Annotated in this window: 14 protein-coding genes and 1 pseudogene; 11 read left to right on the forward strand and 4 right to left on the reverse strand. The window is 42.6% G+C overall.

What is annotated here, in order from left to right:
* Positions 1–159: 159 nt before the first annotated feature.
* A pseudogene (locus CWB60_RS04935) lies at positions 160–519 on the forward strand (mechanosensitive ion channel family protein); the annotation flags it as partial.
* A gap of 29 nt (positions 520–548) precedes the next feature.
* On the opposite strand, the gene CWB60_RS04940 reads toward CWB60_RS04935, so the two are convergent.
* Complete coding sequence (locus CWB60_RS04940) at positions 549–2,684, reverse strand: TonB-dependent siderophore receptor (RefSeq protein WP_138579779.1); 2,136 nt, start codon at positions 2,682–2,684, stop codon at positions 549–551.
* Positions 2,685–3,126: 442 nt separating this feature from the next.
* Between CWB60_RS04940 and CWB60_RS04945 the strand changes: the two genes are divergently transcribed.
* Positions 3,127–3,579 carry a DUF302 domain-containing protein gene (locus CWB60_RS04945; protein ID WP_029772176.1) on the forward strand — a complete coding sequence of 151 codons (453 nt, stop codon included), beginning with the start codon at positions 3,127–3,129 and terminating at the stop codon, positions 3,577–3,579.
* A gap of 147 nt (positions 3,580–3,726) precedes the next feature.
* On the opposite strand, the gene bamJ is transcribed toward CWB60_RS04945, so the two are convergent.
* The 3 genes from bamJ to CWB60_RS04960 form a co-directional block, all read right to left on the reverse strand.
* Positions 3,727–4,203, reverse strand: coding sequence for a BamJ family beta-barrel-assembly machinery protein (bamJ, locus tag CWB60_RS04950; protein WP_138579778.1), 477 nt, complete (start codon positions 4,201–4,203; stop codon positions 3,727–3,729).
* On the reverse strand, positions 4,204–6,627 hold the full coding sequence (locus CWB60_RS04955) for a Lon protease family protein (RefSeq protein WP_249318340.1): 2,424 nt from the start codon (positions 6,625–6,627) through the stop codon (positions 4,204–4,206). It abuts the gene before it with no gap.
* A gap of 77 nt (positions 6,628–6,704) precedes the next feature.
* On the reverse strand, positions 6,705–7,163 hold the full coding sequence (locus CWB60_RS04960; protein WP_121637210.1) for a zinc ribbon-containing protein: 459 nt from the start codon (positions 7,161–7,163) through the stop codon (positions 6,705–6,707).
* 174 nt (positions 7,164–7,337) lie between these two features.
* Here CWB60_RS04960 and leuS point away from each other — a divergent pair, with 174 nt between their 5' ends.
* Genes leuS through CWB60_RS05005 form a run of 9 tightly spaced genes read left to right on the forward strand, consistent with a single transcriptional unit; the run spans position 7,338 to position 16,738 of the window.
* Positions 7,338–9,926, forward strand: a complete 2,589-nt coding sequence (leuS, locus tag CWB60_RS04965; protein ID WP_029772179.1) for a leucine--tRNA ligase — start codon at positions 7,338–7,340, stop codon at positions 9,924–9,926.
* Entirely contained in the window at positions 9,927–10,418 is a 492-nt protein-coding gene (locus CWB60_RS04970; protein ID WP_024033758.1) for an LPS-assembly lipoprotein LptE, read from the forward strand.
* A complete protein-coding gene (holA, locus tag CWB60_RS04975) occupies positions 10,418–11,455 on the forward strand; it encodes a DNA polymerase III subunit delta (protein ID WP_004585921.1) in 1,038 nt (345 codons plus the stop codon). Before CWB60_RS04970 ends, holA begins: the two co-directional genes overlap by 1 nt.
* Before the next feature lie 11 nt (positions 11,456–11,466).
* Entirely contained in the window at positions 11,467–12,102 is a 636-nt protein-coding gene (nadD, locus tag CWB60_RS04980) for a nicotinate-nucleotide adenylyltransferase (RefSeq protein ID WP_138579776.1), read from the forward strand.
* A gap of 54 nt (positions 12,103–12,156) precedes the next feature.
* Positions 12,157–12,474: a ribosome silencing factor gene (gene rsfS / locus CWB60_RS04985; RefSeq protein WP_024033760.1), complete on the forward strand. Its 318-nt coding sequence runs from the start codon at positions 12,157–12,159 to the stop codon at positions 12,472–12,474.
* Positions 12,475–12,510: 36 nt separating this feature from the next.
* The gene (gene rlmH, locus CWB60_RS04990; RefSeq protein ID WP_004585918.1) at positions 12,511–12,981 is read left to right on the forward strand and encodes a 23S rRNA (pseudouridine(1915)-N(3))-methyltransferase RlmH; all 471 of its coding nucleotides are present in this window, start codon (positions 12,511–12,513) and stop codon (positions 12,979–12,981) included.
* Between the two features lie 9 nt (positions 12,982–12,990).
* Entirely contained in the window at positions 12,991–14,871 is a 1,881-nt protein-coding gene (gene mrdA, locus CWB60_RS04995; RefSeq protein WP_138579775.1) for a penicillin-binding protein 2, read from the forward strand.
* Entirely contained in the window at positions 14,868–15,974 is a 1,107-nt protein-coding gene (gene rodA / locus CWB60_RS05000) for a rod shape-determining protein RodA (protein WP_054982218.1), read from the forward strand. The genes mrdA and rodA overlap by 4 nt, the downstream gene beginning before the upstream one ends.
* Positions 15,974–16,738 (forward strand): septal ring lytic transglycosylase RlpA family protein, encoded by a 765-nt coding sequence (locus CWB60_RS05005; protein WP_054982217.1) that lies wholly within the window; start codon positions 15,974–15,976, stop codon positions 16,736–16,738. Before rodA ends, CWB60_RS05005 begins: the two co-directional genes overlap by 1 nt.
* Positions 16,739–16,909: the final 171 nt, after the last annotated feature.

The raw sequence follows: 16,909 nt of genomic DNA on the forward strand, positions 1-16,909 counted from the left end.
CATAACTGCCAAACATGCGCTGCCCTTTGGGTTCTGCCTAGGGGCGATAAACTCTTTGTTGCTCGGTTTTTACTTAGCCCACTAGGTTACAAACCTCGCGCCGCGATTTAATCGCCCCTAGATTGAACAAATTTCAATCCGCAAAGTTCAACACGCCCTAATTACTTTCACCCCGAAAAAGAACTGAGCGTACCTGTTGATGTAAGCGTTCACTACAGCTCAGACCTAGAATTTGTAGAGCAAGTAACGCTAGAAGTTGCGCGCCAAGTACTGATTGACCATGAATGGGGGGTTGATGATTACAATACCTTTGTGGTGTATCACACCTTTGATAACTCAAGCATTAATTTTACCGTAATGCTGCGCGCAAAAGAGTACTTTAATCGGTTTTGGGTTAAATCTGCTTTTATTAAAGCGCTACATAAACGCTATAACCAAGAAGGAATTGTGATCCCCTTCCCTATTACAGCTATTAACACAGCGCAAGAAGCCGCTAATTTGAATAGCGATAAAAAATAAGCGCGAGATAAGCTCGCGCTTAAATTGCTTTAAAATTTATAGGTTACTTGGCCTACTATTTCTCGTGGGCTGCCCGGGAAATGACCGTTACGCTCACTAAAGCCACTTACTGCGTATTCTTTATCAAATATATTATTAATATTTACGCTTAATAACACATCGTCAAAGCGCGTAGTCCAGCTCATATCAAATACAGTAAAGGGTTTAACTTTTTGGCCATCTTGGCTTATTTGCTCGCTTACGTAATTTGCGCCAAATGCTATAGACGAGTCGATGCTATCAAGCGCAAAACGCGACCATAAACCAGCTTGGTGGCGCGGCGCATTAGCAAAGCGAGAGCCATCACCGTAGGTGCTTGAAATAGTATCGCCGGTTACACCTTCAACAACTAGTGTATCGTTGTAGGCGTAGTTAGCTGTTAGCGTCCAGTGCTCGGTTAAATCGCCCACCAGCGTTGTTTCAAATCCGCGGCTTTCTACCTCACCAATATTTAAAAGTGCTGCAATGCCGTCACCCGCGCCCGTGTCGTCTGGGTTACTCATTACTACGTTTTCTTTATTAATTTGGTAAATAGCAAAGGTGCTCATAATTTTGCCATCTAGCCATTGGTTTTTCATACCAATTTCGGTTTGTTTACCGGTTTCTGGCGTTAAGTTGCCCTCGCCTTCTACATCTTCTTGGTCACCCGACGATGCTGGGTTAAAGCTTTCTGAGTAGTTTATGTATAACGAGGTATTTTCAACAGGTTGGTATGTAACGGCCACGCGCGGTGTTACATCGTTATCTGAATAACTGTAACCGGTTTCTTTATTTAGCTCTTTAAAATAATCGTAACGCAGGCCGGCAATCACGGTCCATTGCTCGTTAATGCTTACAACATCTTGTACGTATAGTCCAAAACGGTCGGTTTCAACACCATCGCGGTTCATGTCGGTAAGGTTATAAGTACTTGGGTCGGTTTCGCCGTAATTTAAGTCAAATATGTTTAAGTTAGCCACGCCGTCCGCTTCATAACGGGCGCGTAAGTAATCGTACTCGGTATCGACTATGTGGTAGTCGCCACCAAATAATACTTGGTGTGCTAATTGGCCCTGCTCAAAGCTATAAACAAAGTCGGTGGTTAAGCTTGTTTCTTCGTTGGCGCGGTATTGCTTTCGGTATTCGCGTTTAATGGTTTCGTCATCAATGTTTGCTTCACCATCGCCGTTTACATCTACCCAGCTTTGCGACTCATGGTAGGCTTGGTCGCGTTCGTTATCCATGTAACGCAGTGTGCTACTTACAGAAAAATCATCATTAAAGTAATGCTTTAGCTCGGCTTGCAGCACTAACGCTTCCATGTCTTGGTAGTCAAATGCTTCATTTGCGTTGTAACTAGGGTCAACTAAAAAGTTGCCATTGTCGTCTACCGGTACACCACGTAAACGGTTACCGCCTAAGTCTTGCTTAATGTAATCAACAGTGGTGGTTAGTGTGGTTGAATCGGTTAAATCAAATAATAAACCAGCGGTAAACTCACTGTTTTTTGAATCTGCATTATTACGAAAGCTGTCTTGCTCCTCGTAATAACCACCTACACGATACGCCATGGTGTCGGTTAAACCGCCGGTCATATCAAGTGAGGCGCCATGTGTGTTGTAATTGCCAAGCGTTAGCTTTAGCTCTTTGCTTTGCATGTACGAAGGCTTTTTAGTCACGTAGTTGATCATACCGCCTGGCTCACCACCACCATATAACGCAGAGGCTGGGCCTTTTAATACTTCTACACGCGCTACATTAAATAATTGGGGTACACCAAAGCCCGAGTACGGATCGCCACGTACGCCATCATAAAATACATTGGCATCGTCTCTAAATCCGCGAAAAGTAACGCCTGAATAACTGTACTCACTTACTCCGGCTATTGAGCGGTATAAATCGGTAATATCGCGCGCGGCTTGGTCAATAATAAGCTGCTCGGTTAATACCTGCGCAGATTGCGGTAATTTAATAAGATCTAAATCCGTTTTAGTCCCAATTTTACTTTCGGTTTCTAGGTAAAACTGCTGAGCGCGGCCTGTTACTTCTATTGTTTCGATTTCGTTATTTTGCTCGGCAAGTGCCACATTAGAAAAAGCAGAAAAAGACGCAGCAATACTAAGCGCCAAGTATTTTTGGTTAAACATGTTGATCCTGAAAAGAGGTGTATAAAACGCCGCGAATGATAACGACTATCATTACTATATGCAATGCAAATAATTTCATATTCATCCTTATTTTTCGAATTAATCGCAACTAAAATAGGTACTTAAAGGCTTTTATGCTCACGTTTTATACATATTCCCTTTGCGCAGTGTTGAACCAAATAAGGAACTCAGATAGTGTGTATTTTTCATACGCTTTATAATAGCAATTCGCATTAATACTTAATCATTTTGTGGGGCTAAACGTGTCGCTACTTGCGTTAAAAAATGCTCATTTACGACTGCATGGATGCAGAAGTTAGGGCAATTGCCGAGAACGACTAAATAGCGAATTTTTTGCCTAGCTATAAACACGTTTTTCCAGCCTCAAAATAAACCACTTAATTAAGCGAATTGGTATCAGCTTTTTTATGAGGAGCAAACCATGTTAAACCGACTATTTTTAGGGGTTATTTTACTCTCGGCCACGGCCGTGGCGAGTGCGAATGACAGCTTAGTACGTTTTCAAAGTAATTATTCTGTTCAAGAAACGGCTAACCGTTTTGAAAAAATAGCCAGTAACAAAGGGATAACCATTTTTGCACGGGTAGATCATCAAAAAAACGCTCAAAATGTTGATATGGAATTGGCCCCTAGTGAAGTGATTATTTTTGGTAACCCAAAGGTAGGCACACCGTTAATGCAGTGCCAGCAAAGTGTGGCAATAGATTTACCGCAAAAAGTACATATATCTCAAGACAACAATGGCCAAGTTTGGCTTACCTATAACAGCCCCACTTATTTACAAGAACGCCACAATATAAAAGGCTGCGAAGAAGTACTTAATAAAATAGCTGTGGTGCTTAATAAGCTTTCTATGGCAGCGGTGGCCAAATAATTAAAGTTATACCAAACCGCAGTAATACTTAATTAAGCGAATTGGTTTTAATATTAAATAACTTAAATAACTTAAAAAAACACGCAATAAAAAACCCGTTAGCTAACGGGTTTTTTATAAAGTTAATAACACTTTTTTACGCGTGTATTAAGACTCAATAGCCAAAAGCTCTACTTCAAAAATAAGCAGTGATGCAGGTGGAATACTGCCCGCTCGCTTTTCGCCGTAGGCTAATTGGTGCGGTACATAAAATATGTACTTATCGCCTGGGCTCATAAGTTGTAAGCCTTCGGTCCAGCCTTTAATAACCTGATTTAAACCAAAGCTTATTGGCGTTTTACGCTCTACTGAGCTGTCAAATACGGTGCCATCTATTAACGTGCCGTGGTAATGCACGTTTACTTTACTAGTAGGGTTAGGTGTATTTTCGCTTTCGCCTTTGTGCAGCACTTTGTACTGTAAGCCTGAGGCGGTTTCTATTACGCCCTCTACTTTTGCGTTAGCGACAAGGTAGTCGGCTTCAATTTGCGCGTTAATGCCAGCTTGTTGCTTTGCTTTTTTACTATTTTGAAAAATTAAAAAACAAAATATAGCGATGATCACCGCTAAAATTATATTGATCATTTAGTGTTTTTCCTCATCTTCTTCGGCTTCTTTATCTTCTTCGCTATCGCCATTAACTATGTCGGCTATGTCTTTTAAGCGTGCTAAAGCAATACCGTTAACAGAATCCTCTGGGTATTCGCCGTCAATAATATCGCCGGCATCAATATCCATTAATAAGTTAAGTGCTTGGTCTACAGTTTCTACTGCGTAAATATTAAATTTACCGCGCTCAACCGCTTCAAGTATTTCATCATCAAGTACTAAGTTAACTTGGTTAGATTTAGGAATAATAACGCCCTGCTCGCCTGTTAAGCCGCGCATTTTACACAGCTTAAAAAAGCCTTCTATTTTTTCGTTTACACCGCCAATGGCTTGCACATCACCGTGTTGGTTAATAGAGCCAGTAAGGGCAATAGACTGGCTAATAGGCAAACTAGTAATGGCCGATATAAGCGCACATAACTCAGCAAGTGAGGCGCTATCGCCATCTATATACCCGTAGCTTTGCTCTATAGCTATGTTAGCACTTAGCGTTAAGCTAAAGTGCTGGGCGTATTTGTTGCCTAAATAACCGGTAAGTAGCATTACACCTTTTGAGTGAATTGCTTTACCTAGCTCGGCTTCACGCTCAACATCTATTACACCATCGGCGCCGGCGTATACGGTGGCGGTAATACGCGCGGGTGTACCAAACGACGTATCGCCAATGTGCAACACTGTTAAGCCGTTTACTTTACCAATGGCTTGACCTTGTGTGGCAATAAGCGTGTGTCCTTCTTTTATATCGCTTAGCATATTTTCGCTTATTTGGCCGGTGCGGTACTGCTTACCTTCAATGGCTTCATCAATATGATGCGCATCAATCAGTGTTTGCTTATCTTGCTTGGCGTAAAAGCTGGCCTCAGCCACCAGCTCAAGCACATCGGCAAAGCGCGCCGATAATTTATTATGGTGCTCTGCTTGGCGGTAGCTAAATTTAAGTAACCGCACCATGGCGGCCTCTGTGGTTGTGCACTTTAACGTTTGCTGGCAGTACTCACTCACTTTAGTAATAAATTGGTACTGAAGCTTATCGCTACTTGGTAAATAGTAATCAAAGTCGGCAAGTACTCTAAACAGCTCTGCAAATTCTTCATCGTACTCACCTATGGTGTAATACAAATCGCGCGAGCCTAATAAAATAATTTTTACATCAAGAGGAATTAATTGCGGGCGCAGTGTAAAGCTGCTGCCTACTGAGCTGTCTTGATACGGTAGGTCGTTTTTAATTTGGTGCGTTTTAAGCGAAAGCTTTAAACCATCCCACACTTGCGGGTTGGCCATCACTTTTTCGGCATCCATAATTAAGTAACCGCCATTTGCACGGTGCAATGCACCAGGCTGTATAGAGCGATAACTGGTTATAAGCGAGCCTTGCGATGTTGAATACTCAATTTTGCCAAATATATTGCCAAATGTTGGGTTTGGCTCATACACTACAGGTGCGGCATCGTCTTCTTTAAATTCAACTAAAATATTAGGCGCAAAAAAGTCGGTAAGCATGCCCTTACGGTCAAAGTCTTCTTTGCTTTCTTCGCTTTCATCTTCATCGTCTAGCCATTCAAGTACTGCGTCAATTATTTCTACGCGAATATCTTTTAAGTAGCGCAGCACACCAATATGGGCAGCGTATTTATGCTCTAAGTCTTTTAATAATGGCTTTGTAGCTTGCTCGGCTGTGGCCTTTTTTAGATTACGCTGTTTTTCTTTTGATTCGCGTTTCCAGCGTGGCAGCTCAATCAGCGCTTCAATTAAGGCATCTTCTAGTTTTTCTATTTTTTCAAAAAACTCATCACGAAGCTCTTCATCTAGGGCGGCAAATTCGTTATCGCTTAACTGCCTGCCTTCAACTAAAGGCGCAAAACCTACAGCGTTTTTCTCTTCTATTAGCGCTACGCTTTGCTCAAGCGCCATTTCTTCTACTGCGGTAATAGCGCTGTCGTAAGCGTCGTTAAATTCGCTCTCGATTGACTTTTTTTTGCGTTGATAAGCTGGGTTATCAAAAGCTGCCGGAAAGGTGTCGAGTACTTCATCTAAAAATGAGTCTATGTCGTCACTTAATTGCTTGCTTTGCCCTGCTTGCATAAATAGCGCAATTGGCTCGCGGTGGTCGTCGTAATTATTAACATACAACCACTCGTTAGGTGTGGGGCGATCTTTTGCGTGTTGTTTAAGTTTGTCTTTTACAAGTGTAAATCGGCCATGCGCGGCCTCACCCATTACATAAACATTGTAGCCTGGCAGCTCCATCCCAAGTGAAAAGTCGAGCGCACTTTGGGCACGTTGTTGGCCTATAAAGGTAAGTTGCTCTGGGTATGGATTGCTCATACACGTGCTAACGTGATTAGTAGAAATGCTCGGTGCGAGCTTTGAAACAGATAATGGCAGCAGTTTTTTCGTCATTCTAACTTCTTTTTGTACCAACATACTCGCTGGCTTTGGGCGTATTAAGTGGCCTACAAGCCACTTAATACATATATTTAGGGTTGTAATGCCTTACGGCTAAAATAAATACCATCACATTCAATGCACGGTGTAATTTGTGTAGCGTGATAAATATCAAAACTATGGGTGCAATTCTTACATACTAATGTGCCCATGGCTATCCATTCGCCTGCGTGATACATCCCATTGTGCTTAAAATCTTGGCTAAGGGACTGCCATTCAAGCTGGGTTTTGTCTTCTATGTGTGAAAGCTCATACCATAACGACTCTTTAAGCTCTTGCCATGCAAGCGAATTATAGTGCGATTCGTTTTCTTGAACGTGTTCTATGTCGCGCTGCAAATAACTTTTATAGAGTCCGTATTTTTCTTTGCCTAGGTCTTTAAGTGCTTGCTCAGATTCAACAAATCGGGTCATTGCATCTTTTACTTCGTGATCTTTTACATCTTTTAGCCAATTAGTTAAATCGTTAAGCCATGTTTTATAATCTGCCATTTTATACTCCATCAAAATCAAGGGCGTGTTGGCCTTTAACATAGATAAGTATAGGTTAACCTGCACTGAAAGTGAGATTTTAACAAAACCGTGCTTATACGCTGTGATTAGGCTTTTATTTGGGGTATCCTATCGGCAATTTTTTATTAGTTTGCAAGAAGTCTGGAATCATAGATGCAAGAGCAATATAACCCGCAAGACATAGAGTCAAAAGTCCAAAGTTACTGGGAAGAAAACCAGGTATTTAAAGTCACCGAAGATGAGAGCAAAGAAAAGTATTACTGCCTTTCTATGTTCCCATATCCAAGTGGCCGACTGCATATGGGTCATGTGCGTAATTACACCATTGGTGATGTTGTTTCTCGTTTCCAGCGCCTGCAAGGCAAAAACGTTATGCAACCAATGGGTTGGGATGCGTTTGGTTTACCTGCAGAAAACGCCGCTATCAAAAACAAAACAGCGCCAGCTAAGTGGACATACGAAAACATTGATTACATGCGTAACCAACTTAAGCAATTAGGCTTTGGTTACGACTGGGATCGCGAAATAGCCACGTGTCACCCAGAATACTACAAGTGGGAACAATGGTTTTTCACTAAGCTGTACGAAAAAGGCTTAGTGTACAAAAAAATGTCAACGGTTAACTGGGATCCAGTTGATCAAACTGTACTTGCTAACGAGCAAGTTATAGATGGCCGCGGATGGCGCTCTGGTGCAGTGGTTGAGCAAAAAGAAATTCCACAGTGGTTTATTAAAATTACTGACTACGCACAAGAGCTTTTAGATGACTTAGACAAGTTAGAAGACTGGCCTGAGCAAGTTAAAACCATGCAGCGCAACTGGATTGGTCGCTCTGAAGGGTTAGACATTGAGTTTACGCGTACCGACAACAACGAAAAGTTTAGCGTATACACTACACGCCCAGATACATTTATGGGTGTAACTTACCTAGCCGTTGCCGGTGGCCACCCTATTGCGCAAGAAGCCGCTAAAAACAGCGATGCAATTGCAATGTTTGTTGAAGAATGCAAAAACACCAAAGTTGCCGAAGCAGACATGGCCACTATGGAGAAAAAAGGCATTGCAACAGGCTTTTACGCGACTCACCCATTAACGGGCGAGCAAGTTCCAATTTGGGTTGCTAACTTTGTATTAATGCATTACGGCTCAGGCGCGGTTATGGCAGTACCTGCTCACGACCAACGCGACTATGAATTTGCCACAGCATACGGCCTAGACATAAAACAAGTAATTGCACCAGTTGAAGGCTCAGAGCTTGAAGTAAATTTAAAAGAAGAAGCATTCACTGAAAAAGGCGTGTTAGTTAATTCTGGCGAATTTGATGGCCTTGATTTTGAAGGCGCATTTAACGCTATTGCCGACAAACTAGAAGCACTGGGTGTGGGTGAGCGTAAAGTTAACTTCCGCTTACGTGATTGGGGTGTTAGCCGCCAGCGTTACTGGGGTTCACCAATCCCAATGCTGAGCGACGAAAACGGTAACGAATTAGCCGCCACCGAAGAAATGCTGCCAGTACGTTTACCAGAAGATGTAGTTATGAATGGCGTTACTTCGCCAATCAAAGCAGACCCAGAATGGGCAAAAGCAACGGTAAACGGCGTACCAGCAACACATGAAACAGATACCTTTGACACCTTTATGGAGTCGTCTTGGTACTACGCACGTTACTGTAGCCCGCGTCACGACGAAGGCATGCTAGACCCAGCAGCAGCTAACTATTGGTTACCAGTAAACCAATACATAGGTGGTATTGAGCACGCTATTTTACACTTATTGTATTCGCGTTTTTTCCATAAGTTATTACGTGATTTTGGTTTAGTAAATTCAGACGAGCCATTCGATCGCTTACTTTGTCAGGGCATGGTACTTGCCGAAACGTTCTACCGTAAAGATGAAAAAGGCGGTGACGTATGGATTTCGCCAAGCGATGTAAATACCGAAACTGACGAAAAAGGCCGCGTAACTAAAGCATGGCACAAAGAAGATGGTGAACCTGTGTTCTCATCGGGCATGAGCAAAATGTCTAAGTCTAAAAACAACGGTATAGACCCACAAGAAGTAATTGCCCAATACGGTGCAGATACTGTGCGTTTATTTATGATGTTTACCGCACCACCAGAGCAAACGCTTGAATGGTCAGACTCAGGCGTAGAAGGCGCGCACCGCTTCTTAAAACGTATTTGGAAATACGCAGTAGATGTGAAAACAGTTGGCTACCAAGCACTTGATAAATCAGCGCTTAGTAATCCACAAAAAGTACTGCGTCGTGAGCTACACAAAGCCATTGCAAAAGTGAGCGATGATATTGAACGTCGTCAAACGTTTAACACTGCAATTGCTGCCATTATGGAGCTCTCTAATAAGTTATTAAAAGCGCCGTTAAACGATACGCAAGATGTTGCTATTGCTAACGAAGCATTAGAAGCCCTGCTTATTATGCTTGCGCCAATTACGCCGCATTTATCGCACCAGTTATGGCAAGAGCTTGGTAAAGAGGGTGACATTTTAGATGCAGCATGGCCTAAAGTTGACGAGTCTGCCCTTGTTGAAGATGAAAAATTAATCATCGTACAAGTAAACGGCAAACTACGCGCTAAGCTAACTGTAGCCGCCGATGCAACACAAGAGCAGGTAGAAGCACTTGCGTTTGCTGAGTCTAACGTAACTAAATTTACTGATGGCGCAACCATTCGTAAAATTATTTACGTACCGGGTAAACTACTTAACGTGGTAGCTAACTAAATGGTTAGCTTTAACACCCTTAAAAACACATTAGCCTTAGTGCTAATGTGTTTTGTGTTATCTAGCTGTGGCTTTCATTTAAAGAAAGCCTCTAGCCTGCCTGATAACCTTAAAACGCTTACACTTAAAGGTGATGATGAAAAATCATCGTTATTTTTAAACCTTAAAAAAGAGCTTAAAGCCAGTAACGTAGAACTGACGCCTTCGGCTAAAAATGTTGCCCAGCTTTACTTACGCAAAGAAAGTATTGAGCGCCAAACCTTGTCGTTGTTTCAAAATGGTCAGGTGGCTGAATACGAGCTTGCCTACGGGGTAAGCTATGTTGTTAAACGTCCAGGCGAAAAAGCCATAGAAAAACGCTTTGAGCTTTATCGTAACTACCAAGACGACCCCGATCACGCACTTGCAAAAGCAAAAGAGCTTGAGCTGCTTATTAGCGAAATTCGTAAGCAAGCCAGTGGTCGTATTGTTAGAGAGCTGTCGCAACTATAATGCGCTGTTATGCTAATCAGTTACCGAGTGAATTAAATAAAGGTTTAAAACCCTTTTATTTAGTGTTTGGTGAAGAACCGTTTCAAGAAGCGCAATGTGTGCAGCAAATACGCGACACAGCAAAAGCCCAAGGCTTTGATGAGGTAATTAAATTTACCCTAATGCAAGGGTTTGATTGGCAAGAAATTATAGCTCAATATCAAAGCATGTCTTTGTTTAGTGCGCGCACTATAATTGAGCTTGATTTAAACCAACAAAAACCTGGCACCCCAGGTAGTAATACCTTTAAAAAAATAGTCGAGTTAATTAACCCCGATACCATTTTAATTGTAAAAGGGGCTAAAGCCAGCCAAGACGTACAACGTGGCGCCTGGTTTAAAGCACTCGATAAACACGGTGTATTTGTACCGTGCTACCCGCTTGCAGGGAATCATTTAAAACGCTGGTTAGATGAACAAGTAGCGCGCCTTTCTCTAAATATGCAAAACGAAGCAAAATTGAGCTTAATTAACGCTACCGAAGGCAATTTGTTAGCGTGTTTCCAGGAGCTCGAAAAGCTCTCGCTACTGCATGGTAATGCCTTAATAACCCAGCAACTTGTGATGCAAGGGCTATTAAATCAAGCCAAGTTTGATATTTTTGACTTAAGTGATGCCCTATTAAATGGCCACGCCAAGCAAGCAATTAAAGTACTTAATAAACTGGCCAGCGATAACACCGAAGTGGTGAGTATTTTATGGGCTATAAATAAAGAGCTCACCAGTTTGCTCACTATTCAGCAAGGGCTTTTAAATGGCGAGCCTATCGCACAGTTATTTAAAAAAAATGGTATTTGGAAAAACCAGCAAGGCCCAGTGCAAAATGCAATTAACCGCTTAAATATTAATACCCTTGAGCAAATAAGCAGTGAGCTTGCACTGTTTGATTCAAGCTACAAACAAGGTAACTTAATTGCGCCTTACCAAGCGCTTGCGCATATTTGTATTAAGTTTTGCCAGCCGCTTGATATTCCAATGCCTTGCCACGCACTTAACTAAAGATTTTTAACATGATTGCAATTTTTGGCGGCACCTTCGACCCCGTGCATTTAGGCCACCTAAATATGGCCTCACAGTGTATAAGTACATTTAACTTATCCACGTTGTACTTTATGCCCTGTGCCCTGCCCGCGCACAAAGCTGCGCCGGGTATAAGTACAGCGCACCGTATTAATATGCTCAATGCCGCTATAGCTCCTTACCCTCATTTTGCACTTGATTTAAGAGAGCTTAATCGCACTGGGCCCTCGTACTCATTGTTAAGTTTACAAGAGCTAAGAGCTGAGCACCCAGATACGCCAATTCTTTTTTTAATGGGCATGGACTCGTTTAATAACCTCGACAAATGGTATGAATGGCAAGCAATTACACAGCTATGCCATATAGTGGTTTATCATCGCCCGGGGCAAACATGTAACCCAAATAAGGCGCTTAAAAGCTATATCAGTAATGCCCACACTGAAGCGCCACAGCAACTTGCCACACACAACTTTGGTAAGCTTTATTTTTTACCTGGTGAAACCCTTGATGCTGCCTCAAGCACTATTCGAGAGCAATTAAAAAAAACCAATAAAAATAATGAACTATTACCCGAACCTGTCAGTCACTACATTAAGCAACACCAGCTTTATCAAAGTGATGATTAAAACCCCCTAGCATGTTAAAATGCACGCTATTAAATTTAAAATTGAGACAATACCTTGGATTCGAAACAACTACTTGCCTTTGCACTAGACAAAATTGACGATATGAAAGCACGCGACGTGGTACAACTAGACGTACGTGACAGCTCAGACATTACCGATTACATGGTTGTGTGTTCGGGTACTTCTAAGCGTCATGTGCAATCAATTGCTGATAACGTAGCAAAAGAAGCTCGCCACGCTGGCGAAGAACCTTTAGGTTACGAAGGTCAAGACGAAGGCGAATGGGTACTGGTAGATTTAGGTGATGTAGTTGTACACGTGATGCAAGATCACGCACGTAGCTATTACGATCTAGAAAAACTGTGGGGCTAAGCGCCACTATTTTTTAATTGAGCTTGGAAGTATTACGTGAAAATACAAATGATTGCCGTTGGCACAAAAATGCCAGCATGGGTAGAAACCGGATTTGCAGAGTACCAACGCCGTTTCCCTAAAGATATGGCGCTTGAGTTAATAGAAATTCCGGCCGGTAAACGCGGTAAAAATGCCGATATTAAACGCATTTTGCACACCGAAGGTGAAAAAACCTTAGCCGCTATTCCAAAAGGCAATCGCATTGTTACCCTAGAGGTAACAGGTAAACCACTTGATACTCACCAGCTTGCTAAAAATATGGAAAAGTGGCAGCTCGATGGCCGCGACGTTAGTTTGCTTATTGGCGGCCCTGAAGGGTTAGCCCCTGAGTGCATTGCCGCCTCTGAGCAAAAATGGTCGTTATCTAACTTAACGTTACCGCACCCTTTAGTGCGTATTATTGTTGCCGAAAGCCTATACCGAGGCTGGAGCTTAAATAACAACCACCCTTATCATCGCGAGTAACGCCTTGTTATGATTAAGCAAAGACCCACAATACGCGACCATTCCGCTGAGGCAAACTTATTTGCACGGCGCGCATTTGTGGGTTTTATTTTTGTTTTAGGCTTAGTGGCAATTTTGCTTTCTAATCTTTATACCATTCAGGTAGAAGAACACACCGACTATCAAACCCGCTCTAACGATAACCGTATTAAAGTAATTCCTATTGCGCCAAACCGTGGCCTAATTTACGACCGCAACGGTGTACTGCTTGCTGAAAACAAACCCGTTTATAACCTCGAGGTTATTCCTGAAGAGGTCGACGATTTAGCTAAATCGCTTGAGCAAGTTAGCAAAATAATTACGATTACCGAGCAGCAAAAAAAAGACTTTATTGATGACATAAAGCATACGCGTCGTTTTAAGTCGCAAGTACTAAAAGCCCGCTTAGATGAAACCGAAGTGGCCCAATTTGCGGTTAATCAGCATAAATTTCCGGGCTTTAGCATTGAAGCGCGCCTTGCACGCTTTTACCCATATGGCGATACGCTAACCCATGCATTAGGCTACGTTGCAAAACTAAACCGCAAAGAACTTAATAAATTAGAACAAGAAGACCAAGCCACAAATTACCGCGCTACGCACGATATTGGTAAGCTTGGCATAGAAAAATATTACGAGCAGCTTTTGCATGGCCAAGTCGGCTCTCAACGCGTTGAAGTAAATAACCGCGGCCGTGTTATTCGCACATTAAGTATGACCCCCCCACAGCCAGGCAGTGATTTAGTACTTACCTTAGATATAGGTTTACAACAAATAGCCCAACATGCGCTTAAAGATATGCGCGGCGCGGTTGTAGTAATGGATGCCAAAGATGGCGGCGTATTAGCACTTTATTCAAACCCAAGTTACGACCCTAATTTATTTGTCCATGGTATTAGCAGCAAAGATTATAAAGCACTGCTAAACCCCGACCGCCCTCTAATTAACCGTGCCACTCAAGGGCGCTATGCGCCAGCTTCCACAGTAAAACCGCATATGGCTATACTGGCACTTGAAGAAAACATTGTCAGTGAAAGCACCTCTGTGTGGGATCCTGGTTTTTTTCAAATACCGAATGTTGAACATAAATGGCGCGATTGGAAACGTTGGGGCCACGGCCACGTAGATGTTTACAAAGCGATTGAAGAGTCGTGTGATACTTACTTTTACGATGCGGCATACCGCTTAGGCATAACAAAAATTAGTAATTTTATGGCCCGCTTTGGCTTTGGTGACTTATCGGGAATAGACATACACGAAGAAACCACAGCCATATTGCCCTCAAAAGAGTGGAAAGAAGGCCGCTTTAAAGAGTCGTGGTGGCGTGGCGATACTATTTCAGTGGGGATTGGCCAAGGGTATTGGACTGCCACCCCTATTCAAATTGCTAACGCGACTAACATATTGGTTAATAAAGGCATAAACCACCCGCCGCATTTAACACAAGTGGCTAAAAAAGAAGACCAAGTGACGCAAATTAATAACGAAGAAAAACCGCCAGTGGTACTTAATAACCCTGATAACTGGCGTATCGCGCTCGATGCCATGCACAATACCGTAAAAAAAGTAACAGGAACGGCCCACCGTGCTTTTAAAGGCGCTAATTATGATCCTGCGGGTAAAACAGGCACAGCGCAAGTAGTGAGTATTGCCCAAGGTGAGCGTTACGATGCAAAATCACTAAAGGAGCGCCAACGCGATAACGCGATTTATATTGGTTTTGCTCCGTATGACGACCCTAAAATTGTGGTTTCAATTGTGGTAGAAAACACCGGTGGCGGCAGCTCTGTGGGTGCCCCTATTGCACGTGAGCTAATGGATTACTATTTTGCAGCAAACCCAATAGAAGTTGCTAGGAATACAGCGCAATGACCGTATTAAACACCCAGCGCTCGATATGGATGCGCATGCATTTAGACTTACCGTTACTAATTGCCTTATTACTTATGATGGCAGGCAGTATCACCATAGTATATAGCGCAAGCGGCCAAGACTCGGCCATGATGATCCGCCATATCACCCGTATGGGCGGCGCTATTATAGGCATGATAGTGCTTGCACAGTTCTCCCCCGCGACACTTAAACGCTTAGTGATCCCCCTTTACTGTGTTGGGTTACTCATGTTGGTGGGCGTATTGCTCTTTGGCGTGAGCTCAAAAGGCGCTCAGCGCTGGTTAAATTTAGGCATTACTCGCTTTCAGCCCTCAGAACTGATGAAGCTGGCGGTCCCTATGATGGTGGCTTGGTATATTGGCCGAAACCAACTTCCGCCACGCCCATTACACCTAATTATTGGCTTTGTCATCGTGATGCTGCCTACCTTATTAATTAAAGAACAGCCCGACTTAGGCACCTCAATTTTGATTGCCAGCTCAGGAATATTTGTGTTGTTTTTATCCGGTTTAAGCTGGCGTTTAATTGGCTTTTTAAGCTCGATTGTCGCACTGGCAGCATGGCCATTTTGGCACTACGGTATGCACGACTACCAAAAGCAGCGCGTATTAACGTTTTTAGACCCAGAGAGCGATCCGCTTGGCTCGGGGTATCATATTATTCAATCCAAAATAGCCATCGGCTCAGGTGGTATAGAAGGTAAAGGCTGGTTGCAAGGCACGCAATCACAACTCGAATTTTTACCAGAGCGCCATACCGACTTTATATTTTCTGTATTAAGTGAGGAGTTTGGCTTATTTGGTGTGTGTGTTTTATTAAGCCTGTACTTATTTATTATCGGCCGTGGTTTATACATTGCGGTAAACGCGCAAGATGCGTTTGGTAAATTATTGGCCGGCGCCCTTACCCTCACCTTTTTTGTTTATATTTTTGTAAATATAGGTATGGTATCGGGCTTGTTGCCTGTTGTAGGTGTACCTTTACCCCTTATTAGTTATGGCGGCACCTCTATGGTGACGTTAATGGCCGGATTTGGCATTATTATGTCAATTGCGACAGATAAAAGGATGCTTTTAAAATAATGAATAAGCCTACCCAGCTGTTATTTATTTCAGCCTTAATATTTATGTTAAGCGCATGTAGTAGCGGCTCTAATAGTCGTTATCATATGGAGCACGACGCCGCACCTTTACGCGCGCCAACCGCACTTGAAATGCAAGATGCCGTTGTGGTGGATGTTAAAAAAAGTGCCAGTGCAAGTCGCCCCTACGAGGTATTAGGCAAACGTTATACACCAATGCTTGATGAAAAAGGGTATACAGAGGAAGGGATCGCTTCGTGGTACGGCCGTAAGTTTCATGGCTACCATACCTCAAACGGTGAAATTTACGATATGTTTGCCATGAGCGCGGCCCATAAAACCTTACCCCTGCCAAGCTTTGTACGCGTTACTAATACTGCCAACAATAAATCGGTGATTGTACGTGTAAACGACCGTGGGCCGTTTCATGATGACAGAATAATAGATCTTTCGTATGCTGCTGCTTATAAATTAGGCTATTACACTCACGGTACAGCCAAGGTTAAGCTAGAGGCGATTACGCTCGACAGCATTCCTGCACGTAAAACATATATACAGGTAGCTGCGGGTAGTACGCTTAGCAATATTGAAGCATTAGCTTCTACATTACGCCTGCAGTATCAAGTACCTACTAATATAGTAAAAGCAGACAACATATATCGTTTGCATTTGGGCCCGATTAAAGATGCCCAGCATGCACAAGACGTATTAAAAAAATTAAAACAAAACCAATTTCAAAACGCGTTCTTGCTTTACACTCAGTAAGACAAATACCTAAACCACGCCAAAATGTAGGATTCAGCGTTGTATTGGGGCTTAAAATCTAGGTGTTATTTTTTAAATGGCAATCCCTATAAAAAATAACAACACAGAAAATCAGCCTTAGTGAAACGCCCTGAAGCGTGGTTTAAAAACGATTTATACTGCGTTATTGAT

It is taken from the genome of Pseudoalteromonas sp. S327 (assembly GCF_005886415.1).
Taxonomy (GTDB): Bacteria; Pseudomonadota; Gammaproteobacteria; order Enterobacterales; family Alteromonadaceae; genus Pseudoalteromonas; species Pseudoalteromonas atlantica.